This is a genomic window from Actinoallomurus sp. NBC_01490 (genome assembly GCF_036227085.1).
GTDB lineage: Bacteria > Actinomycetota > Actinomycetes > Streptosporangiales > Streptosporangiaceae > Actinoallomurus > Actinoallomurus oryzae.
In genome coordinates, this window is the sequence record NZ_CP109433.1 from 4,956,330 (window position 1) to 4,978,682 (window position 22,353).

The 22,353-nt window shown below is 71.1% G+C and carries 18 protein-coding genes; 8 read left to right on the forward strand and 10 right to left on the reverse strand.

Features of this window, described 5'->3' with window-relative positions; translation table 11 throughout:
* The first annotated feature begins 96 nt into the window (after positions 1-96).
* The 3 genes from OG417_RS23445 (at position 97) to OG417_RS23455 (ending at position 5,838) form a co-directional block, all read left to right on the forward strand.
* Positions 97-4,329 (forward strand): CHAT domain-containing protein, encoded by a 4,233-nt coding sequence (locus tag OG417_RS23445; RefSeq protein ID WP_329259913.1) that lies wholly within the window; start codon positions 97-99, stop codon positions 4,327-4,329.
* 442 nt (positions 4,330-4,771) lie between these two features.
* Positions 4,772-5,170, forward strand: a complete 399-nt coding sequence (locus tag OG417_RS23450) for a hypothetical protein (protein WP_329259915.1) — start codon at positions 4,772-4,774, stop codon at positions 5,168-5,170.
* A 2-nt stretch (positions 5,171-5,172) separates the two neighbouring features.
* Positions 5,173-5,838, forward strand: coding sequence for a hypothetical protein (locus OG417_RS23455; RefSeq protein WP_329259917.1), 666 nt, complete (start codon positions 5,173-5,175; stop codon positions 5,836-5,838).
* A 76-nt stretch (positions 5,839-5,914) separates the two neighbouring features.
* Here the strand turns inward: OG417_RS23455 and OG417_RS23460 are convergent, their stop codons facing one another.
* Complete coding sequence (locus OG417_RS23460; protein WP_329259920.1) at positions 5,915-7,561, reverse strand: beta-N-acetylhexosaminidase; 1,647 nt, start codon at positions 7,559-7,561, stop codon at positions 5,915-5,917.
* Positions 7,562-7,647: 86 nt separating this feature from the next.
* Positions 7,648-9,501, reverse strand: coding sequence for an alpha-L-fucosidase (locus OG417_RS23465; protein WP_329259923.1), 1,854 nt, complete (start codon positions 9,499-9,501; stop codon positions 7,648-7,650).
* Between the two features lie 375 nt (positions 9,502-9,876).
* Between OG417_RS23465 and OG417_RS23470 the strand changes: the two genes are divergently transcribed.
* Positions 9,877-11,802: a beta-galactosidase gene (locus OG417_RS23470; RefSeq protein ID WP_329259927.1), complete on the forward strand. Its 1,926-nt coding sequence runs from the start codon at positions 9,877-9,879 to the stop codon at positions 11,800-11,802.
* 100 nt (positions 11,803-11,902) lie between these two features.
* Here the strand turns inward: OG417_RS23470 and OG417_RS23475 are convergent, their stop codons facing one another.
* On the reverse strand, positions 11,903-12,346 hold the full coding sequence (locus tag OG417_RS23475; RefSeq protein ID WP_329259929.1) for a hypothetical protein: 444 nt from the start codon (positions 12,344-12,346) through the stop codon (positions 11,903-11,905).
* Between the two features lie 149 nt (positions 12,347-12,495).
* The gene (locus OG417_RS23480) at positions 12,496-12,888 is read right to left on the reverse strand and encodes a ribonuclease (protein WP_329259932.1); all 393 of its coding nucleotides are present in this window, start codon (positions 12,886-12,888) and stop codon (positions 12,496-12,498) included.
* Between the two features lie 199 nt (positions 12,889-13,087).
* Here OG417_RS23480 and OG417_RS23485 point away from each other — a divergent pair, with 199 nt between their 5' ends.
* The gene (locus OG417_RS23485) at positions 13,088-14,539 is read left to right on the forward strand and encodes an alpha/beta hydrolase (protein ID WP_329259935.1); all 1,452 of its coding nucleotides are present in this window, start codon (positions 13,088-13,090) and stop codon (positions 14,537-14,539) included.
* Between the two features lie 233 nt (positions 14,540-14,772).
* Positions 14,773-15,213, forward strand: a complete 441-nt coding sequence (locus OG417_RS23490; protein ID WP_329262487.1) for a universal stress protein — start codon at positions 14,773-14,775, stop codon at positions 15,211-15,213.
* Between the two features lie 148 nt (positions 15,214-15,361).
* On the opposite strand, the gene OG417_RS23495 is transcribed toward OG417_RS23490, so the two are convergent.
* From OG417_RS23495 to OG417_RS23505, 3 genes are all read right to left on the reverse strand, one after another.
* On the reverse strand, positions 15,362-16,006 hold the full coding sequence (locus OG417_RS23495; RefSeq protein WP_329259937.1) for a hypothetical protein: 645 nt from the start codon (positions 16,004-16,006) through the stop codon (positions 15,362-15,364).
* 3 nt (positions 16,007-16,009) lie between these two features.
* Complete coding sequence (locus tag OG417_RS23500) at positions 16,010-16,834, reverse strand: hypothetical protein (protein ID WP_329259940.1); 825 nt, start codon at positions 16,832-16,834, stop codon at positions 16,010-16,012.
* Positions 16,835-17,020: 186 nt separating this feature from the next.
* A complete protein-coding gene (locus OG417_RS23505; RefSeq protein WP_329259943.1) occupies positions 17,021-17,872 on the reverse strand; it encodes an SDR family oxidoreductase in 852 nt (283 codons plus the stop codon).
* Between the two features lie 186 nt (positions 17,873-18,058).
* Between OG417_RS23505 and OG417_RS23510 the strand changes: the two genes are divergently transcribed.
* On the forward strand, positions 18,059-18,442 hold the full coding sequence (locus OG417_RS23510) for a winged helix-turn-helix transcriptional regulator (protein WP_329259947.1): 384 nt from the start codon (positions 18,059-18,061) through the stop codon (positions 18,440-18,442).
* A 231-nt stretch (positions 18,443-18,673) separates the two neighbouring features.
* The gene (locus OG417_RS23515; RefSeq protein ID WP_329259950.1) at positions 18,674-19,417 is read left to right on the forward strand and encodes an MBL fold metallo-hydrolase; all 744 of its coding nucleotides are present in this window, start codon (positions 18,674-18,676) and stop codon (positions 19,415-19,417) included.
* A gap of 66 nt (positions 19,418-19,483) precedes the next feature.
* Here OG417_RS23515 and OG417_RS23520 read toward each other — a convergent pair whose 3' ends face one another.
* Genes OG417_RS23520 through OG417_RS23530 form a run of 3 tightly spaced genes read right to left on the reverse strand, consistent with a single transcriptional unit; the run spans position 19,484 to position 22,251 of the window.
* The gene (locus OG417_RS23520; RefSeq protein ID WP_329259952.1) at positions 19,484-20,536 is read right to left on the reverse strand and encodes an ABC transporter substrate-binding protein; all 1,053 of its coding nucleotides are present in this window, start codon (positions 20,534-20,536) and stop codon (positions 19,484-19,486) included.
* Between the two features lie 10 nt (positions 20,537-20,546).
* Positions 20,547-21,425 carry an ABC transporter permease gene (locus OG417_RS23525; RefSeq protein WP_329259955.1) on the reverse strand — a complete coding sequence of 293 codons (879 nt, stop codon included), beginning with the start codon at positions 21,423-21,425 and terminating at the stop codon, positions 20,547-20,549.
* Entirely contained in the window at positions 21,415-22,251 is an 837-nt protein-coding gene (locus OG417_RS23530) for an ABC transporter ATP-binding protein (RefSeq protein ID WP_329259958.1), read from the reverse strand. Before OG417_RS23530 ends, OG417_RS23525 begins: the two co-directional genes overlap by 11 nt.
* Between the last annotated feature and the right edge of the window lie 102 nt (positions 22,252-22,353).

Sequence of the window (22,353 nt, forward strand, 5' to 3'; positions counted from 1 at the left end):
ATCCGCCCCTTCGCGGACGAAGCGGCATTACTCTACGAGTCCGGCCGGTCGCCGGTTGGATCGGAAGCAGGCGCCTCACGAGCGCGGGGGACCGCAATGAGCCTTTTCAAGCGAAGCCGGAAGCCCACTCCGGAGCCCGACCGTGGGTCGAAACCCACCCCCGAGCCCGAGCCTGGGGCGGCGACCGGACAACCGACGTTCGTCTTCCACGAGACCAACCAGAACGGCGCCGTCTACGAGACGTATCGCGCCGCCGACGCGGAGGCCGCGAAGGCGTTCCTGATGACCAAGCAGGTCGACAAGCGGCTCTACTACATCGTGGTCGAGACCCCGCGCGGAAACTGGGGGATGGACATCGAAGGGCTGTACCTGGAGAACCTGCTGCCCTGGCAACTCGACACCAGCGCGGCCGACTGCATCGGGCAGATCCGTTCGGTGACGAACTTCTTCGGTCTGGCCAGCGCGGCGCGCGGCACGGTCGACAACTACGTCGCGCAGGTACAGTGCGGCCGGTGCGGCCGTCTCTGGCACGACGGCCTGCGCTATCAGCGTGACACGCTGGTCCGCTGCCCCGGCTGCGGAGCGGGCAACAGCGTGGACTCCTCCGGGGTCGCCGTCACCGAGCAGCCGGACGGGCGGATCGCGGTGGTCACGGACTGGCACATCACCGTCGAGGACGCGCCGGACGATGACCGGGACGGCACGCCGGCCGTCGTGGAGCAGGCCATCGCCGAAGCACGGGACGCGCTGGCCGCCACGCCACCCGGGCACCCGCACCGCCCGGGACGTCTCTTCCATCTGGGCAGCGCGCTGGAGGAGCACTTCTTCCGCACCGGCGAGCCGGCCGACCTCGACGCGGCCGTCACCGCCTTCTCGGAGGCCGCCGACACCACCGCCGCCGATGATCCCGACCTCTTCGTGCGCCTGGTCGCCGTCGGTCGCACGTGCGAGGCGCGGTTCGACCGCGCGGGCCGGCCGGCAGACCTGGACGCGGTCGTCACCGCGTTACGGAAGGCGCTGGCGATCGCGTCACCGGCCGCGCCGGAGCGCCCCGGGCTTCTCGCCAAGGTCGGTGTCGCGCTCCGCGATCGCTTCACACTCACCGGCCGGCCGGCCGACCTGGACGACGCCGTCACCTACGCCCGCGACTCCCTGGCCGGCGGTCACCCGGAAAATCCCGCCTATCCGGGCTACCTGGCCAACCTCTCGGCGACGCTGCGTGTCCGGTTCGAGCACACCGGCCGCCGGGACGATCTCGACGAGGCCATCGCCATCGGTCGTAGGGCGGCGGCCGGCGCCGAGCCCGGCCATCCCGACCACTTCATCTGCCGGGGCACGCTCGGCCTCGCCTTGCAGGAACGCTTCACCGCCGCCGGGAACCCGGCCGATCTGGACGAGGCGATCAGCGCGTTCGCGGAGGCGGTGGCCGGCACGTCACCCGATGACCGGAGCCATCCGGGACATCAGTACAACCTCGGCCGTGCGCTTCTTGTCCGGTTCGACCGCACCGGCCGGCAGGCCGATGTGGATGGAGCCGTCGGCGCCGCTCGCGCGGCGTTGGACGCCATCAGCCCGGACCGCCCGGAACACGCGAAATTCCTCGTGCAGCTGGGAGCCGCCTTGGCCGTCAGGTTCGAGCGCACCGGCGACCTGGGTGACCTGGACGAGGCGATCGCCGTACATCGCCGGGCGGTGCCGGCGACGCCACCCGGCCACTCTGACCACGCCCTGCATTCGGCCGGTCTCGGCACGGTACTGCTGACGAGGTTCAGGCGCACCGGCCGGCTGGACGACCTGAGTGAGGCCATCGACGCTGTTCGCAACGCGGTGAACGCCACTCCGGCCACCCACCCCGACCAACCCGGATATCTGGATGTCCTCGGTGTCTCGCTGCAAGCCCGGTTCGAGCGCACCGGTCACCTAGGCGACCTCGATGAGGCCATCGACGCCGGCCGGCGGGCGGTGGCCGGCACCTCGGCCGAACACTCCAGGTATCCGAGGTACCTGTGCAACCTGGCGTGCGCGCTGCACACGCGCTTCCAGCACACCAGTCAGCCGGTCGACCTGAACGACGCGGTCGCCGCCGGTCGGGCCGCGGTGGCCGCCGCCCCGCCCGACCATCCCGACCGGCCCACGTTGACGTTCAACCTCGGTTCCACGCTGGTCGAACGCTTCTTCCGCACCGGCGAGCGGGCCGATCTGGACGAGGTCGTCGCCAACGACCGTGAGGCGCTGGCCGCCGCCCCGCCCGACCACCCGCTGTACCCCAACTACTTGCACAGGCTCAGCTACGCGCTGCGCGTTCGGTACGACCGCGTGGGCGAGCCGGGAGACCTGGACGAGGCCCTGACCACCGGCCGCGCGGCGGTCGCCGGCACGCCGCCCGACCGGCCCGACTACGCCTCCCGGCAGGCGAATCTCAGCATCATCCTGTACGCGCGGTTCGGGCGAACGGGCGAGTCAACCGATCTGAACGACGCGGTCGACGCCGCTCGCGCCGCGGTGACCGCCACCCCGGCGGGACATCCCGACCGTGTCATCCGCCTGCTCACCCTCGGCTATCAGCTGCTGGCCCGGTACGACCGCACCGGGCGGCCGGCCGACCTCGAGCAGGCACTCACAGCGGCAAGAGACGCCGTGGACGTCGAGTCGGGCCCGCCCGCGGACCGGATGCGGGCGGCCCGGTTCTGGGGACGCACCGCGATGGACGCCGGCCGGGTCGACTCGGCGGCGGAGGGGTTCGCCGCCGCGGTGCGCCTGTTGCCGCAGTTCGCCTGGCACGGCCTTCCGCAGGCCACCCGGGAGGAACGCATCGCCGAGTGGAGCGGTCTGGCCGCGGACGCCGCGGCGTGCGCGATCCGCGCCGGCCGCGCCGAGCAGGCGGTGGAGCTTCTCGAAGCCGGTCGGTCGGTGCTGTGGGCTCAGCTGTTCAACCTCCGTACCGACCTGACCGACCTCGCCGAGCGGAAGCCCGACCTGGCCGACGGCTTCGAGCGGATACGCACCCTGCTGGACGCCCCACTGCCCACCGCGCCGACGGCACCGAGCCCGCTGGCCGACGACGACCAGGTCGACGGGCCGCGTACGGGGCAGGACCGCGTGGCGGAGGAGCGAATGCGGCTCGCCAGGGAGCTCGACGAGCTCGTCGGCCGAATCCGCGCCGTGCAGGGGTTCGAGCATTTCCTCCAGCCCATCCCGTTCGCGCGGCTACGCGCCGCGGCCGGTCGCGGCCCGGTGGCCATCGTCAACACGAGCCGCTACGGCTGTCACGCCCTGCTGCTCTCCGACACCGGCATGCAGGTGGTCGAGCTGACCGAGCTCACCCGCGGGAAGGCGGTGACGCAGGCCAACGCGCTGCTGGGCATCCTGGCGCGCGCCACCGGCTCGAACCGCGGGTTCCTCGACCGTGAACGCGACCGGCACACGGTCCTGGACATCCTGGCCTGGCTATGGGACGCCGTCGCCGGACCGGTGCTGACCCGGCTGGGCCGCACCGGCCCGCCGGCACCCGGCGCCACCCCGCCGAGGATCTGGTGGAGTGCCACCGGCCGCCTGGCCCTGCTGCCACTGCACGCCGCCGGGCATCATCCCCGTCACCGGACGGGTGACCCGATCGGTACCGACACCGTGCCCGACCGGGTGATCTCCTCCTACACCCCCACCTTGACCGCGCTACTGCGCGCACGCGACGTGCCCGCGCCGACCGAGCGACCCGCGCTGCTGGCCATCGGCATGCCCACCACCCCCGGCGCCGGCGACCTCACCTTCGTCCCGGACGAACTGGACCGGATCCATGCCCGCTATCCGATCAGCACCCGCCTGCAGTCCCCCGCGCCCGACCATGGTCGCGGCCGCGCATCGGGCGACGGCGAGCCGACCGTCGCGCGGGTGCTGGAAGAGCTGCCTCGCCACGCCTGGGTGCACTTCTCCTGCCATGGCAGCCAGCACTTCAGCGATCCCACGACGAGCGCGTTCTGGCTCACCGACGGCCACCTGCACATCGCCGACCTGATCCGGCAGGACACGGGGGCACGACAGCTGGCCTTCCTCTCCGCCTGCCAGACCGCGACCGGTGGCCTGAAGGCCGTGGACGAAGCCGTCCACCTCGCCGCCGCAATGCACTTCCTGGGTTACCGCGATGTCATTGCCACGCTCTGGTCGATCTACGATTCCCCGGCGCCGAACGTCGCCGACACGGTCTATGCCACGCTCACCGCCGCCGGTGCGCCCGGCGCCGCCCACGCCCTGCACCGGGCGGTCGCGGCCCTACGTGCGCGGTGGCCCACCGACCCGCTGACGTGGGCCCCCTACGTGCACACCGGACCCTGAAATGACCGGACGCTCACTTCTCCATCGGGGTCGTGACGCCGCCGATCCGCTGACACCGATCGCACGAAGGCCGGTTCGGATGGCGTCGAGTAGCGCAGTCCACGCAGAACAATCGGCCGCAATCTCCGCAAATCAATGGGCTTGTCGCGTGGGCATCGTGCGTGGCCAACACAATCGGAGAGTATTGGAGAAGCCTGACCACAAGAGCCTTGCCGCACACGGCGCACTCGACCCGATCGCCATTCTCGAAGCCGTGGTCAAGCCAGAACTGCGGACGACTCGGTTCGAGGATCTCGCGGGGAGAGGCTAACGGCCCATCGGCCCCGAGCTCCTTCTTGCGGCGTTTGAACCACACCATCCCATTCTCCAAGATCGGCTTGAAGCGCCACGCCGAAAGGCGTCCATACTGATGCTACTGCCAGACCTCCGGGAGGCGATCACGATGAGCGATGATTCGAGCGCCGACTCCGCTCAGCGATATGAAAAAACCGCCGCGTTCGCGTGGACCGAGCGCGCGTTCGAGTTGCTGGAAAGCGGGCGGCTGCGGGCCGAAATCCGGCAGCCCCGTCCGGGCGTTCTCGCCTCCCACGTATGGGGCCGATGCCCACGCTGCGGGCATGACATCGATGACTGGCAACCATTGTCGGCGGTGACCGGTCTGACCGGCAGCCGTCAGCCGGGCTCGACGACACGCGATACGACGGATGTCGAGCCCGTCGACATCAACTGCGGATGCGGCACCGTCCATTCGGGCGCACCGGCCGACATCACGGGTTGCGGAGTCAGTTTCCGCGTCGAACTCGAACCCGTCCCCGAAGGCGCCGCCCCCGAGCGGGAGTGACAGTGGCGGCCGACAGCGAACCGACCTACCGTCCCCGCAGACCACGCAGCGCCCCCAGCGAGGGCAGCCTGGCCGAGCGTGACGCGTTCGCCGCCATGGCCCGCCAGTCCCTGCAGGAGGTGCGGTCCAGCGCGGAGGCCTGGCGGAACGGCCTGACGGCGTTCCTCACGCTCGTCACCACCGGAGTGATCATCAAGGGCCGCGACACCACGGCGGGTCTGTCCGTGTCCTGGCGACTCGCGGTCACGCTGCTCGTCGGCGGCGGACTCGCCTGCGCGGTGGCCGGCCTGTGGCGCGTGCTGGCCGCGCAGGCCGGCACGCGTTATCGGCTCACCACCCGTCAGGACCTCCGCCGCGGCTACGGCTCAGTCGAGACGTACCACGTCGCGATCGCCGCCGAAGCCATCGGCAAACTCGATGCCGGTCGCCGCCTCGTCATCGCGGCGCTGACGCTGTTGCTGACCGGTGTCGCCGTGAGCTGGTGGGCCCCGGCCAAGCCGTCCGACGCACCCACCTACCTACGGATAGAGTCCGCGACCACCAGCACCTGTGGAGCACTGGTCTCGGCGGACGACGGCCGGATACGGCTGGCGACGTCGGACACGCGCCTCACGGCCGTCCCGCTCAACCAGATCACCGCTCTCACGGTCGTCCGTTCATGCGGATGACGATGGCCGATCGACCACCGTGAGGCGCGACGGCGCCGTCGCCTCCGGCCCGGAGGCGCCGGCGCCGTCGCCCTGGTCACCCCGCTGCGTCCTGCCCGTCCCAGGAGATCTCCGGGGAACGGTAGAAGTTGATGCCCATGACCGCCCAGCGCGGTCCCTGGGCGGCGAGGCGGGTCTTGTACTCGTCCCACGAACGGCCCGCGCGCGGCGACCAGCCGATCTCGGCGATGCCGGGGAGGCGGGGGAAGGCCATGTACTCGACCTCATGGATGTTGGTGAGGGTCTCGCTCCAGATCGGCGCCTCGACGCCTCGGATGTTCTGTTCGGTGACGCCGTTGAACAGCGTCGCCGGGTCCCACTGGTAGGACTTCTGCACGCTGACGTACCCGGCCCAGTGCAGGCCGTACGGGGAGTTCGCGTCGTACTGCATGTCCAGGTACGCGTGGTTCGCCGGCGAGGTGATCAGCTGGACGCCCTTCTGCACGGCCGCGGTGGCCAGCGGGTCGTCGGCCGGTGTGTTGCCGTCGAGGATGCTCCAGTTCTGGGCCAGCGTGGCCGGGCTGCCCTGCACGTCCGCCTGGGCGATCTCGTTCCAGCCGATCATGTTCTTGCCGTGGGCGTGCACGATCGGCTGGAGCCGGTCGAGGAACTTCACGTAGTCCGTGAGCGGTGTGCTGTGCGCCTCGTCGCCGCCGACGTGTACGTACGAGCCGGGGGTCAGCTTCGCGAGCTCGCCGATCACGTCGTCGAAGAACTTGTAGGTGATGTCCTTGTCCACGCACACGGAGCTGAAGCCCACGCTCGTGCCGGTGTAGAGAGGCGGCGCCTTGCCGTCGCAGTTCAGGTCGGCGTACGAGGCGAGGGCCGCGTTGGTGTGGCTGGGGCTGTCGATCTCCGGCACGATGGTGATGAAGTGCTGCGCCGCGTACCGCACGATGTCGGTGTACTGCTTCTGGGTGTAGTAGCCGCCCGCGCCGCCGCCGACCTCCGTGCTGCCGCCGTACGTCGCGAGCCGCGGCCACGACTTGATCGCGATACGCCAGCCCTGGTCGTCGCTGAGGTGCAGGTGCAGGACGTTGATCTTGTACATCGAGATCTCGTCGATGTACCGCTTCGCCTCATCGACGGTGAAGAAGTGCCGCGCGACGTCGAGCATCGCACCACGCCAGGAGAACCGGGGGTAGTCGCTGATCGCGACGCCGGGGACGGTCCACGGCCCCCGCTGCGCGCTGTGACTCTCCACCTTGGCGGGCAGCAGCTGGCGCAGGGTCTGCACGCCGTGGAACAGCCCGGCCGCCGTCGGCGCCTCCAGCCGGACGCCGCCACGGGACACCGTCAGCCGGTATCCCTCGGTGCCGAGCCCCGGCAGGGCGGCCAGCCGCAGCGAGATGGCGTCGTGGACGCCGGCGCCCGCGCCGACCACGGGCAGCGGGTACCCGGTCGAGGGACGCGCCAGCCCGGCCAGAGCCGCCGCCACCCCGGCGACGCCGGCCGACCGCGACCCGACGACGATCTTGGTGTGCCGGGTCAGCGTGAACGACTGCCCGGGGACCGTGTTCATGGACACCGGCGCCGGGACGATCCGCGGCACGGGCGTCGCGGAATCGGCCTGCGCGGACGGGGCTACGGCGAGGCCCGCGACGACCGAGCCGGCGAGGACCCCCGCGGCCGCGATCCGCGTACCGGGGCGGGCGGGCCGGCGGCCGGTGAACCTCCACCGCACCGCTCTCTTGCTACCTGTCAACATGTCATGCCTTTCTTCGGCGGGTGACAAGACGAAGTCCGTCGATGCACGGATGGGCCGTGGCCTCAGCGCGGCGGCGCGGTGAGGTGAAGACCGAGGGAGGTCACGTACGGGACCGCCCGCGACTGTTCGACGCGGACGCGGAGGCGGCTCGTGGTGACCGGGGCCGGGAGGGTGAGGATGCGGCTGTAGCCGATGGTGGTGGCGGCGGTGAGCCGCTGCCACGCCGAGCCGTTCCACATGTCGATCGCGAACTCCTCGACGTGCTGGCCCCGGGTGATGTCCTCGCCGAGCCTGATCTGGTCGAACGTACGGGCCCGGCCCAGGTCCAGGGTGAAGGCTCCGGTCGAGGCGCCCCGCGGCGGTGACCAGGATGTGGCCAGGCGAGCGTCGGTCAGGGCGTGGGCGAGCCCGGAGGGACGCGCTCCGGCGAGCAGGTTCCGGGCGTAGGTCTGATCGACGGCGTCGCCGAAGGAGGCGAGCGAGGCCAGGTCGGCGTCGGCGATCCGCCCGTCGGGGCCCGGAGGGACGTTCAGCAGCAGGACGGCGTTGCGCCCGACCGACGACTGATAGAGGTTCACGAGCTGCTGCGGTGTCTTGGGCCGCTGGCCGGGGTGGAAGAACCAGCCGGGCCGCAGCGAGACGTCGGCCTCGGCCGGATCCCACTGGAGGTAGCGGACCCGCGGGTCGAGGAGCCTGGCGCGCGACCCGATGTCGGCGGCCTCCGGGCCGTCCGGGAGGAGCCATTCGTTGTGATAACTCAGGGGATCCGCGGTGTCGGGCGTGACACTCCACTCGCTCTCGCGGGCGACGCCGCTTTCGTTGCCGACCCAGCGGACACCCTGCGGGCCGCCGAAGACGACGGTCGACGGGGAAAGCGCATGGATCAGCTTGAACCACGCGGTGAAATCGTAGTTCTCGCTGATTCCCGCGCCGGACCAGGGATTGGCCCCGTCGAGCCAGAATTCGTCGATGTGCCCGTACTGGGTGAACACCTCATAAAGCTGGTTCAGGTAATAGGCGTTGTAGTCGTCGGTGGTCACCGTGAATGACGGCAGTCGCCCGGTCGAGACGGCCTTCGCCCGGTCGTCGTTCCCGACGAGCGTCGGGATCGTGCGCCGTTCGACGGCGCTGCCGTCGCCGTACCGTCCCATGCCGCCCGGGGCGCGGTCGCGGTCGTCATAGGTCGCCTGTTCCTCGATGCTCAGGGGCTGTCCCGCGTCGTGCTTGGCGATGATCTTCTGGACCCATTCGGCGTGCCAGGCGTGCGGCAGTTCCGCGCCGTCGGCGGGGGAGAGGTAGACGCCCACCTTCAGTCCGGCGGCGCGTGCGGCGCGGATGTAGCCGCCGAGCAGATCGCCGCCCGGGTTCTCGCATCCCGCGTGCCGGACCTGCCAGAACGCCGACGCGTCGGTATCGCGTTCGGCGGCGGCCCGGGCACGGGCGGCGCTGACGGCGCCGGCGTCCGGGCAGCCGTCCGTGCGCACCCACCACGGGCTCGCGATGACGGAGTGATCGCTGTAGCGGGTCGGATAGAGCACGAATCCGTCATGATGCTTGATGGTGAGCATGACCTCCTTCGCGCCGGCCGACTTGTAGGCGCGCATCCATTGGTCGACGTCGGCCCGGGGCGGATCGAAGGTGGTCTCGTTCTCGGCGCCCGAGCCCCATTCGCGATTCGTGAACGTGTCCATGCCGAAGTGGGTGAAGGCGGCGATCTCATTGCGCTGCCAGGCGACCTGCCCCGGCCGCGGAACGATGTTCGCGGCCTTGTCGACGATCCGCGTCGCATCGTCACAGGAGTCGATCGGCATGACCGAGGACGGCCGTATCGGGCCGGTGCAACGGGACTCGGCGGCCTGAGCGGGTGCCGCGATGAGCGCGGGCACCGCGAGCGCGACGGCGAGCACCGGCGCCATGGCGTGAGTCCTTCTGATGTTCGTCATTCCCTCGCACTCCAGTAGCCGGAACGGCCCGGATCGTGTTCTGGATCGCCGATTGAGTCAACCCTCTACGGCCGATAAGGGTCCGACCACTTTCGGCCTTCGTCCGTGCGCCGGCCCCGATCCGGCGGCGGTGCGGGGCTCGTCGGGGGCGCGTCCGAAGGCGGTCCGCCAGACCCCGGACCTGCGTGAGCGCGGATGGCGCCGGGTCGCGGAGGGAGCGTGACCGCGGGCGCCGGATTGCTTGTATGTGCTCGATTCAGGCTGGAATCGAGCATGGACAAGCACCGAACCCCGTATTAGCTTCCAAGGCGGCCGCACCTGCCCAACGCGCCACCAGGGAGGCAGAACGTGGAGAGACGCCGCTTCCTGCAGGTCAGCACGCTGAGCGCGCTCAGCGCGATGGCGGTGACCGGCAATCCGGCCTTCGCGGCGACGGCGGGCGGGACGAAAGGGCACACGTTCGGCTTCGCCGGCGACGGCAGCCAGTTCCTGCTCGACGGACGGCCGTTCCAGATCCGCAGCGGTGAAATGCATCCGGCGCGCATTCCCGTCCGGTACTGGCGCCATCGAATCCGGATGGCCAAGGCCATGGGCATGAACACGATCGCGCTGTACGTGATGTGGAACTACCTCGAGGAACGGCCCGGTGTCTTCGACTTCCACACCGACCGTCGCGACGTGGAGGCGTTCGTCCGGCTCTGCCAGGCCGAGGGCATGTGGGTGCTGTTGCGCCCCGGTCCGTACGTGTGCGGGGAGTGGGACCTGGGCGGCATCCCGCCCTACCTGCTGCGGCACCCGGACATCAGGCTGCGCGTCAAGACCGCCGACGACCCCCGCTACATGGCGGCCGTGACGCGGTACATCGAGCACCTCGCCCCACGGATCAGGCCGCTGCTCGTCGCGCACGGCGGGCCCATCCTGATGGTCCAGATCGAGAACGAGTACGGCTCGTACGGCGATGACGCGGAGTACCTCGCCGAGCTGCGGCGACTCTGGATCGACCATGGAGTGGACGGTCCCTTCTACACCGAGGACGGGCTCTCGCAGCTAGAGCGCAACCACACCAAGGTGCCCGGTGGCGCGATCGCGCTGAGCGGCGGTGACGCGTCATCGATCGCGGCGGCGCGTGAGGCGTACCCGGCCGTACCGGCCATGGCGGGCGAGGTGTACCCGGGCTGGCTGACCCACTGGGGCGACGACACCTTCCAGGGCGCCGGCTCCGACGTCTCCGCCACGATCAGGGCCTGCATGGAAGGCGGTCTGTCCTTCAATCTGTACATGCTCCACGGCGGTACCAGCTTCGGCTTCTTCGCCGGGGCGAACGCCGACGATGCCTCCGGGCATTACCAGCCGGACATCACCAGCTACGACTACGAGGCGCCGATCAGCGAGCAGGGCGTGGCGACGCCGAGGTACACGACCTACCGCGACCTGATCGGGAGCTACCTGCCGGAGCCTCTGCCGGCGGTGCCGGCGCCGATCCCCTCGATCGCCGGAACGACGGTCGAGCCGGCGCCGTACGCCTCCGTCTGGGACAACCTGCCCGACGCGCTGCCCGCGGACCGGACGGTCGACCCGCGGCCGTTCGAGATGTACGGGCAGAACTCCGGGTTCATCCTCTACCGCAGGAGGCTCGAAGGTTACTCCGGCGGCACGCTCGACATCCGGTGGGTGCACGACTACGCCACGGTCTTCCTCGACGACACGTATGCGGGTGGCTTCTCCAGGCCGTTGATCCCCGACACCGTCGCGGAGGCCCGGCACGTGACGAACGACAACGCGCCTCTCGTCTTGCCGCCGGCCGCCCAGGTCGGCGATCATCCGCGGCTGGACATCCTCGTGGAGGGAATGGGCCGTACCAACTACGGCCATGCCCTGGTCGACCGCAAGGGGATCCTGGAATCGGTCGCGTTGCGCGACGCCGGCGCGCTGACCGGCGATCTCACCGGCTGGGAGGTGTTCCTCCTGCCGATGGACGACCGGTTCGTCGCGGCCCTGAAGCCCGGCGTACGGACCCCGTCGCGGCCCGGCATCTTCTTCCGGGCGACCGTGCACCTGCGGTCGACCGGCGACACCTATCTCGACATGTCGCGCTGGAGCAAGGGCGTGGTCTGGGTCAACGGCCACAATCTCGGCAGGTACTGGGAGATCGGCCCGCAACGGCGGCTGTACTGCCCGGCGCCGTGGCTCAGGCGCGGGCGCAACGAGATCCTCGTCTTCGACCTGCACCAGACCGAGACCGCGCCGATCACCTTCGAGCGCACCCTGCACTGACGCGCCGCCCCGAGCGCTCTGCCGCGGCTCCGCCGGCGGAACCCCGGACACGCCGGACGCGGCCACCGCCGGTGGCCGCGTCCGTGTCGCCGGGTGCGCCCTAACGGCGCGCGACGACGAAGACCTGGAAGGCGGTCTCCGGGCCGGGAACGCTGAGCCGGCCGACGGAGCCGGTGGCCGAGGCGCGGAGCTGGACGGCGCCGAGCGGCCGGTGGACGACCATCGGCACGTTGACGCTGACGCGGTGGCCGGCGTCGAGCCCGCCGAGCTCGCAGCGGAGGTACGAGCCCGCGTGCGTGCAGCCGGGCCCGTCCTTGACGGTCCAGCTCGCCGGTACGGACGCGGTGAGCCGTACGTGGTCCAGGTGCCCGTCGCCGGTGTTGGTCACCGTCCAGCGGACGGTCTCGACCGCGCCGACCACGGGACGCAGCTGGCTGGCCTGACCGGTGACGGTGAGGTGACTGCCGGCGCGCGTGGCGCCCGCGTCCGGCGCCAGGCAGAGCAGACCGGCGGCAGCGAGCGTGGTGACGGTGAGTGTGCGCATGACGTACCCCCTGAGAAAGCGCCATGAAAGAGCGACTGCGTCCGACGCTGTCACCGGGGGCGGCCCGCTCGCCGCGATCACGCGCCGACTTCGTCGACTCATTGCCCGATCGCGGCGAGCGTTTTGGCCTGGGAGGCGCCCGGCGCCTCTCAGCAGCCGAAGTCGATGGCGTCGAACGTCACGTAGTGGTCCGAGGTGTAGTAGTCCGTGCCGCTCTGGGCGGTGACGATGCGCCGGGCTCCGCGGTCGGACGAGCCCGGGGTCTTGACGGTGTACTCGTGGTAGTAGCCCTGCGGTTCCTGCGGCAGGACGCCCTCACGGTTCTGGAAGACCTCGCCGTCCTGCGGATACGGGAACGGGCCGCCCTCGGCGATGAGCTCGAGGGTGTCATCGGCCTCCGGCGGCAGCGCCGAGTGGCAGATGATGCCGGTGGACAGCGGTGCCACCGACGAGTGGGCGGCGGGGGCCAGCAGGCCCGCCGTCACCAGCGCGGGTACGAGGACGAGTGAGCGGAGACCGAGTCTCCTGCGGGGAGTACTCATGTCTAGAGACTTGCCAGTCCAGTCAGGATTCAGTCAAGGGCCGGCGGATGAATTCGGCCGTCCGGCCGGTGGCGTACGGGAAGGACCGTTGGAAGACCCACTGTTCATCGACATGACGGGTGCCGTGGCCGGAACAGGCCAGCGCGCCTCCGGCGCCGCTCGGGTTTCGCCGGACGCGGTTCCGCGCAGACAATCCGGCATGCGCTCCTGTACTCGCCGGTTCACTCGATCCGCCCGCTCACGGGTACTCCTCGCCGCCGTGGTGACCGCGCTGACGGCGGTCCTGGCCGGTCCGGCGCCGGCGAGTCCCGCGCCGCACCCGGCCGCCGCCACGCCCAGGCTGCGGAACCCGCACCCGTGCCAGGGCCAGCCCGGGTTCACCTGTTCGACCCTGACCGTGCCGCTCGACCATCGCGGCCGGGTGCCGGGCACGCTGGACCTGCAGGTCGCGACCGCCGACAACGTCGACGCGCCCAAGGGCACCCTGCTCTTCCTCAGCGGCGGGCCGGGCCAGCCGGGCGTGTCGATCGCCGACCGGATCGCCCACCAGCGACTCCCGAAGATCGCCGGGCAGTACCGGTTCGTGCTGCTGGACCAGCGGGGCACCGGCCAGTACGGCGCGATCGACTGCCCGCTGCTCCAGGCGCAGGTGGGCAGCTCCGACATCGCCGCGCCGACACCCGCCGCGGTCCGGCAGTGCTCCGGCATCATCGGCGACCGCAGGGGCCTGTACGGCACCGAGCAGACCGTCGGCGACTACGAGTGGCTGCGCCGGGCGCTCGGCGTCGACAAGATGGTCGTCGACGGAGTGTCGTACGGCACCTTCACCGCGGCGCGTTACGCGGCCGTCCACCCGGCCCACGTCCGCCGGGTCGTGCTCGACTCGGTGCTGCCGCACGTCGACCCCGAGGCCGACGACGGCCTCTACCTCGTCGGCCTGCACGCCGAGGCACGCGTGCTGCGCGACGCGTGCGCGGCGGCGCCCGCCTGCGGCTTCGACCCGGCCGCCGACCTCGCCTGGGTGGTGCGGCACCGGAGCGACGCGGACGGCGTGCGGATCTTCGACATGATCGTCTCGTACGAGTTCGCCGACCCGACGTACCGGAACGCCGGTGCCCTCCCCGATGGGCAGGGCGACGTCGTCGGCGCGCTGCACGCCGCCCGGCACGGCGACTCCTCGCGCCTGAACGCACTGCTCACCTTCTTCAAACCCGGCGGTGACGCCCTCGCCGGTTACAGCTCCGGCCTGCACATCGACGCGTTCTGCTCCGACAGCGTCTGGCCGTGGGGCCGCTCGGACACGCCGGTGGCCGGCCGCCAGGCCCGCCTCGACGCCGCTCTGCGCCGGATCCCGGCGGACCGGTTCTGGCCGTACACCCGCGCGACCGCCGCCGACAGCGGCTTCACCCAGGAGTGCCTGCGCTGGCACGCGCGGCCGTCCGCGGAGCCGCCGGCCCGGCTGCCGGACGTGCCGGTGCTCCTGCTGACCGGCGACCACGACCTGTCCACGCCGACGGAGTGGGCCTACGAGGAGGCGCGGCACGCTCCGGGCGGCAAGGTCGTCGTCGTCAAGGGCGCGTCGCACTCGATCCAGAACCGTGAGCTCGGCCACGCGGGCCGCGACGCGGTGGCCGCCTTCCTCGGCGTGTGACCTGCGGACCTTCGCGTACGACCCACGGAGCGGCCGGCCGGGCGGAGCCGCTCCGTCGCGCGGAGTCCGGATACGCCGGTGCCCGAACGCCGCACTTCTGGCATCCTTGCGGATTCGTGAGCGCCCTTGGACCGGCGCGGTAACGGCCGGCCCGTCCCCGGCGGCCGAGCACGCCCGCGGACCATGACAGGGACGCCTCCCGTCGGCATTCGGAGCGTGGTCGTGTGGCCGTGATGGTGTGGATCAATCCCGCTGCCGCATGGGAGAGCGCGGTGGACGCGGTCGCCGGCATGGCCGTCGACGAGATCGTGCTGCTCCTCGTCACCGAGGGCGGCGGCGCGGTGGCGCCCGACACCCTCACCGGCCTGCTCGGCCCGGCCGGAAACGAGCCCGGCGAGGCCTTCGCGGGCATCGAGGAGGAGCAGGCCGCGGCGCTGTTCGACGAGGCCGAGGCACGCATGGGCCGTCCCGTACGCCGCCTGTGGGAGCGCGGCGTCCCCGAGCACGAGGTCGTCGCGGCGGCGAGCGACGCCGACCTGCTCGTGTGCGTACGCGACGGCGCTCCCGGGCCGCCCGGTCCCCAGAGCCTCGGTCCCGCCACCCGTTTCGTCGTCGACCACGCGCCGTGCGGCGTTCTTCTCGTCTGGCCGGGGGACGGCCCGCCGCGCGCCTGACGAGGGTCACCGCCCGGGGGGCGATGGCCACCACGGCTCTTCTCCGGCGGACCCGGGCGATCCAGGCGACCGGCGCTCGTCGCCCCGCCCGAGCTGGACGTGAACAGGCGGCGGGCGCCCGGAGCGCCCGCCGCCGTCCGTCCCGTCGTCAGTGGCCGAGGACGCGGTCGATCAGCGAGCCGTAGCCGCGCAGTGCCACCCGGAGCCGCTCGGTGTCGGCCTCCTCGCCCTCGCCCCAGTGGCCGTCGAGCCGGCCCCGCAGCCGGCCCAGCGCCGCGACGAGCTCGTCCACGGCCTCACCCGACAGGGCGCTCGCCTGCCGTACGGCGCCGGCCGGATCGTCCACGAAGTCGCCCTTCACGTCGCGCCAGCGCTCGCGGAACCGCCTGACGGCGTCCGCGTCGACGAGCCGGTCGACGGCGAGCTCGTCGGCGTCCGCCGGGCGTGACCCGCTCCCGGCCGGCTCGGCGTCGGCTCCGCTCGATGGCCCGGTGGTCACGGGTTCGGTGTTCGCGGTGGGTGCCGTCCCGGCCGCCGTCTCCGCGGCCGGCTCGGTGTCGGCTTCGCTCCATGGCCCGGCGGCCTCGGTGTTCGCGGTGGGCTCGTCGGCCGTGTCGGCCGCCGTCTCCACGGCCGGCTCGGGGTCGGCTCCGATCCGCGGCTCGGCGGCCACGGGTTCGGTCTCGGCAGCCGTCTCCGCGCGGCCGACCGCAGAGGTGGGCCGGCCGGCGACGGGCCGGTCCTCGGCCGGCGGGCGGGGGTCGTCCAGTGAGCGCTCGTGGTGACCGTTCATCGCCTACGCCCCCTCGTCGTCACCGTCGCGCCGCGCGGTCCGCCGGCCGGCCGTCGTCCCTGCGCGGGCCTTCGTCTCGGTCTCGGCGCGTTCGGCGGCGGCCTGCGCCCGCGCGCCGGTCTTCGTACGCGCGCCGCTCCTCGCGGGCGGAGCGGTCTCGGCCCGCTCGGCCTCCGCGTCCTGTTCCTCCGTCTCGCTTGGCGCGTCGGAGGGCTCGGCCGCGGGAGTGCCCGTCGACGCCCGCGCCCCGGCCGCGTCCGGCTCGGCGGCGCGGTCCGCGGCCCCCGCCTCGTCGCCGATGTCGAGCAGCTCGGTGAACAGCGCCCGGTAGTGCACCATGGCCTGCCGGAGGTCCTCGGTCGAGGCCTGCTCGGTCCCGGCGCGGGCGCTGATGTCATGGGCCTGCCGGTAGCGGTCGATCGTGGCCGCGTGCTCGACGGACAGGTCCGCGACCTGCTGCTCGTAGCCCCCGTCGGTCGGGTAGCCGCGCTCGCTCATCACCTGGTGGATGAGGCGGTCGGCCTCGGTGACGGCGGTCTCCGGCGCGTCCACGAAGCGTTCCTGGACCTGGCGCCACTCGGCGAGGTGGCGATCGCGCACCTCGGGGGCCAGCGGGCGGATCTCCAGCCGGTCATGGCGCTTCTGCCGGGCCAGCAGCTCCTGCTCGGCCTCGCGGGTGCTCCGGTGGTCCTTCACCGCGCGGTCGTACTCGGGGCCGAAACGCTGCCGCAGGCCGCGTCGGCGCGCCTGCGCACGGGCGAAGTATCCGGCGACGGCCAGCACCACGAGCACGACTATGACGATGACGACCACTGCGACGGTCGACATGGTTGCCTCCTGGGTTGCGGTTGCCAGCCTTCTGTGCCCGCGTAAAACGCCCTAAAACAGGACAGACGATGACCTAGTCCCGGGGTGGAGGCCGAGGAGTTCGTGGCTGTGCACGCGTCGGGGACGCCCAGGGCCGCGTACGAGGCGCGGCGGTGAGACGTCCCCTTCGTTTGCCGTGTTCGGGCCCTATGCGAAGGCGCCGACGTGGTCGGCGATGAAGGTGCGCAGGCTGCGAGGAGGATCGCCGGTGACGGAGGTGACGTCGTCGGTGAGCCAGGCAGCGTCGCCCTCGGCGATCAGGCCGAACACCTGAGCGTTGGAGGTCGCGACCGGCTCGGGAACTCCTGCCTGGATCATGGCGCTCCGATGCTCGTCGGGCGAGATCCGGCGGTACTCGACCTCGTGCCCCAGGGCCTCGGTCAGCTCCTTCGCGACATCGGCATAGGTGACCAGCTCGGGTCCGGTCAGTGGGTAGACGCGCCCGGCGTGCCGCGACGGCGCCATCGCGACGGCCGCCGCAGTGGCGGAGACGTCACGGGAGTCGATCATCCCGAATCGCCCGTCGCCGGCCGACATCACGAAACCCCGCGTCTGCTTGATCATCGGCGCGACCGCGAACAGATTCTGCATGAGAAGGTTCGGCGCGAGCAGTGTGTACGCGAGCCCGGTCCCCTTCAGGTGCGCCTCAGTCCGTGCGTGGTCGCGCCGCCGGTCGACCGGGGAATCCTCCGACGCCTTGTGGTTTGTGATCTTTACGACGTACTCGACGCCCTGCCGGACAGCGCTGTCGATCACCGCGATCTCCTGGCCCGGCACAGACGGGCTGATGAGCAGGACGGTATCGATTCCGCGCATGGCCGCGTCGAGCGTATCCGGCCGGTCGAAGTCACCAACGGCGATCTCGACGCCGTTCCAGGCCTCCCCGCCGGGCGCGCGGGACGGGTCGCGCACCAGGGCCCTCGTGGGGTGCTTCTGCTCGGCGAGCAGTCGGACGGCCTCCGAACCGATCTTGCCGGACGCACCGGTGACCAAGATCATGACATTCTCCTTCGGCGAGTGGATGCACGGGTTCGCGACGGCGTCTCACGCTCCGACACACCGGTTGGATCGCAGGGGCCACCGGTGCCCGCTCAACCGCGGAGCCGCCGTGAGCACACCGTGACCAGGGTGCGCGGGGGCGGTGGCAATTGTGAAGCAGGCACTTTCTGGGTATATAGGTACCTGATGGATACCAGGTCCAGAATCATTTACTCGAAGGACTGCCCGTCACGCACGGTGCTCGGCGTGCTCGCCAACAAGTGGTCGCTCTACGTGCTCGGCCTGCTACGACAACAAGAGCGCCCGCTCCGGTTCACGGAGTTGCGCCGCCACATTGAGGGAGTCACTCAAAAGTCGCTTACGCAAGCGCTTCGTAACCTCGAACGTGATGGGCTGATCAGCCGTACCGTCTACCCGACCATTCCCCCACGCGTCGAATACGCCCTCACGGACCTCGGTCGCGAAGCGGGCACTCTCACCAGCGCGATCGCCGACTGGTCCAAGGCCAACGCCTCCCGCGTCCACGCGGCGCGGTCCGCCTACGACAACCGCCCCGCCGGCCAGGCGTGAAGAGGCGGGCTCGCCGCTCGCCTCCTTCGCCGCACAGACCGGGTTTCGCGACAGCGTCATAGGCGCCCAGAGCGGTCGTGCCGTCACGCCGTACGCCGGGGCCGCGGTGTTGTCGCCGTTCGGGGGCGCGGCCGGTCGCCAGGTGTGAGATAACGGCTCAGAGACGCCACCGATAGACGTTCCGTGGCGAGTCGGTACGAGTCCCGACACGACCGATGGGAGCTGACGCGAATGCGCATGACGGTGCTCGGCAGCTGCGGGGCGTGGCCCTCGCCCGGACGCGCGTGCAGCGGCTATCTGATCGAGGACGACGGGTTCCGGCTCCTCGTCGACCCGGGATACGCCACGCTGCCGCGCCTGCTGCGGTACGTCGACGCGAGGGACGTGGACGCGGTCCTGGTCAGCCACGGGCATCCCGACCACTGCGCCGACCTGAACCCGCTGCTGCGGGCACGGGCGCTCGACCCGGACCCGGCGCCGAAGCTGCCCGTCCACGCGCTGCCCGGCGCCCTCGACCGGGTCCTGGCCCTCGACCGGCCCGGCATGCTCGACGACGCCCTGGTGCTCCGCACCTTCACCGCGGGCGGGCGGTTCGAGATCGGCCCCTTCACGGTCGACACGTGGGCGCTGCCGCACTTCGTCCCGAACGCGGGCCTGCGGCTGACCGCCGGCGGCAAGGTCCTGGCCTACACGGGGGACACCGGCCCGTGCCGCGAACTGGCCGACCTGGCCCACGACGCCGACCTGTTCCTCGCCGAGGCGACGTATCCCGACGCCGTGCCGGCCGAGGACGCCCGCTACCTGTCGAGCGCGCGGCAGGCCGGCGAATGGGCCACCAAGGCCGGCGCCGGGCGCCTGATGCTGACCCACCTGTGGCCTGGCACGTTCGCCGTCCACGCGGAGGAGGCGGCGCGCCGGACGTACGCCGGGCCGATCGAGGTGGCGCGCGAGGAGGAGACCGTCGACCTGGACTGACCGGCCGGCGTGGAGGACGCGGAAGGCCGGTGCGAGCGCCGCCCGCACCGGCCTCCGAGGCGTCCGCTACTGCTTGGGCGCCTTGGACACGAAGTCGGTCGTGTAGGTCTTGGACAGGTCGACGGTGTCCTTCTTGCCCTTGACGTTCGGGGAGAACTGGGCGAGGACGTTCAGGACGTTCTTCGCGCCGTCGGCCGGCATCACGCCGTCCCCGTTGAACATGCCGATGCTGTCGGCGATCGCCTTCTCGTACAGCTTGGGGTCGCCGCCCGCGTAGTCGGCCGGCATCTTGGCCGCGATCTCGGCCGGCTTGTGCGCCTTGATCCAGCCGAGCGTCTTGACGAAGGCGTTCGCCAGCTTCTGCACGGCCTGGGCGTGCGAACTGACGTAGTCACAGCTCATGTACAGGGAGCTGGAGGGGTACAGGCCGCCGAGCGCGGCGCGCGTCCCCGCCTCGGTGCGCATGTCCAGCAGGACCTTGCCCTTGCCGGTGCTGGTGAGCTGGGCGACGGTCGGGTCGGTCGTCATGCCGGCGTCGATGCCGCCGTTGGTCAGCGCGGCGATGAACGTCTGGCCCGCGCCCGCCTTCACCGTCGTGTACCCCGACGTCGGCACGCCGTTCTTGGTCGCCAGGTACTGCGTGAGGAAGTCGGTGGACGACCCCGGGCTGGTCACGCCGAGCTTGAGGCCCTTGAACGCCGCGGGCGAGGTGATCCGGCTCGCCTTGGGCGCCGCGACCACCTCGGCCTCGCCGGGCACGTCGGCGAGCTGCACCACGCTCTCGATGCACTTGCCCTTGGTCTGCAGGTCGATGGTGTGGTCGTAGAACCCGACGACGCCGTTCACGTCACCGGACAGGAGCACGTTCTCCGCCTGGGCGCCGGCGGGTTCGGTGAGCAGCTGGACGTTGATGCCCTGCTCCTTGAAGTAGCCGAGCTGCTCGGTCAGCTTCGCGGGCAGGTAGATGACCTTGTCGATGCCGCCGACCATGATCTTGATGGTGTCGCCCTTCCCGCCGTTCCCGCTCGACGCGGAGGTACGCGAGTCGCGGCAGGCGCTGAGGGACAGGGCGGTGGCGGCGGCGAGTGCGGCCGCGGCGACGCGAGTGGCCGTATGCATGGGGGCTCCTTCAGATCTGTGCTTCGACACTGGACGCGGGGGGACGCCAGCGCAGGAGGCGGCGTTCGAGCAGGGTGAGCAGCCACTCGGCCAGCAGAGCGATCACCGTGATGATGATCATTCCGGCGTAGATGCCGGCCGAGTCGAACGTGCCCTGGGCATGGTTGATGAGCAGACCGAGGCCCTTGTCGGCGCCGCTGTACTCGCCGACGATCGCGCCGATGATCGCGAAGCCGAACGCCGAGTGAAGAGAGGCGAGGATCCAGGACGTGGCGCTGGGCACGACGATCGAGGTCAGCACCTGCGTCCGGCTCGCCCCGAGGATCCGGGCGTTGTTCACCAGGTTCCGGTCGACCTCGCGGGCGCCCTGGAAGGCGTTGAAGAACACCGCGAAGAACACCAGGACGAACGCGGTCGCGACCTTGGACGACATGCCGAGGCCGAACCAGATGACGAACAGCGAGGCCAGGATGATGCGGGGGATGGCGTTGGCCGCCTTGATGAACGGCGCGCACACGTCGGACAGGAAGCGGCTGCGGCCCAGCACGATGCCGAGCACGACGCCGCCCACGCTGCCGAGGGCGAACCCGATCATCGCCTCTTCCAGCGTGTAGGCGATCTGCGTCCAGATCGAGCCCTGCGAGGTGCCGCTGGTGAACCAGTCGACCAGGCGGCTCCAGATCGCGCTCGGCTTGGAGTAGTAGAACGGGTCGATCCAGTGGCTCGCGGCCAGCTCCCACGAGCCCAGCACGGCCACGACCAGCAGCACCCGTACGGTGTTGATGCCGGTGAGGCGGCGCCGGTGGGCGGCGCGGGCCTGGGCGACCGCGGCGGCCTGACCGTCGTCGCCGACGCTCACCTTGGTGGGTTCCTCGATGTCAGGCAGCATGATCCGCACCCCTCTCACGGGTGATCTGGACCTCTTCGCGCAGCGACTCCCACACCTCGCGGTAGATGTCGAGGAACTCCGGCGTGAGCCGGATCTCCTCCGCGTCGCGGGGCCGCTCCAGCGGGACGTCGAAGGACCCCTTGACGGTGGCGGGCCCGGCGGTCATCACCACCACGCGGTCGCCGAGCACGACCGCCTCCTCCAGGTCGTGGGTGACGAACACGACCGCGGCGCCCCGGGTCGTGCCGGTGCCCGTCCACAGCCGCAGCAGTTCGTCCTGCATCAGGCCGCGTGTCTGCACGTCCAGGGCGGAGAACGGCTCGTCCATCAGCAGGATCGACGGTTCGTTGACGAGCGTCTGGGCGAGCGCGGCCCGCTTGCGCATGCCGCCGGACAGCTGGTGCGGGTAGTAGGACTCGAAACCGCCGAGGCCGACGCGCTCCACCCATTCGCGGGCCTTCGCGCGGGCCTCCCGTTTGGGCATGTGCCGGTAGCGCGGGCCGGTCGCGACATTGTCGAGCACCGACCGCCAGGGGAGGATCGCGTCGTTCTGGAACATGTAACCGACGCCCTCGGGGATGCCGTCGACCGGTGCGCCGTGCACCAGTACCTCGCCGTCGGAGGGGGGCTCGAGTCCGGAGACGAGCGACAGTGTGGTGGACTTGCCACAGCCGGTGGGACCGACCACGGCCACGAACTCCCCGGATTCCACGGTGAGGTCGAGGTCACGGACGGCCGTGTGCACACCGCCCGACGACGAGCGGAAACGCTTGGTGGCGCCGCGAAGCTCGATCGCGGGGCCGTCAGGGGTCTCATGCGTGGGCATGTCGCCAGACGCTACGAGCGTGTTTCGGTCGCGTTAAGTCTTGCCCGCGATGTGGTCACAAGCCGCGTTAACCGCGTTGACCGCATAAGACGGGGTTTTGTG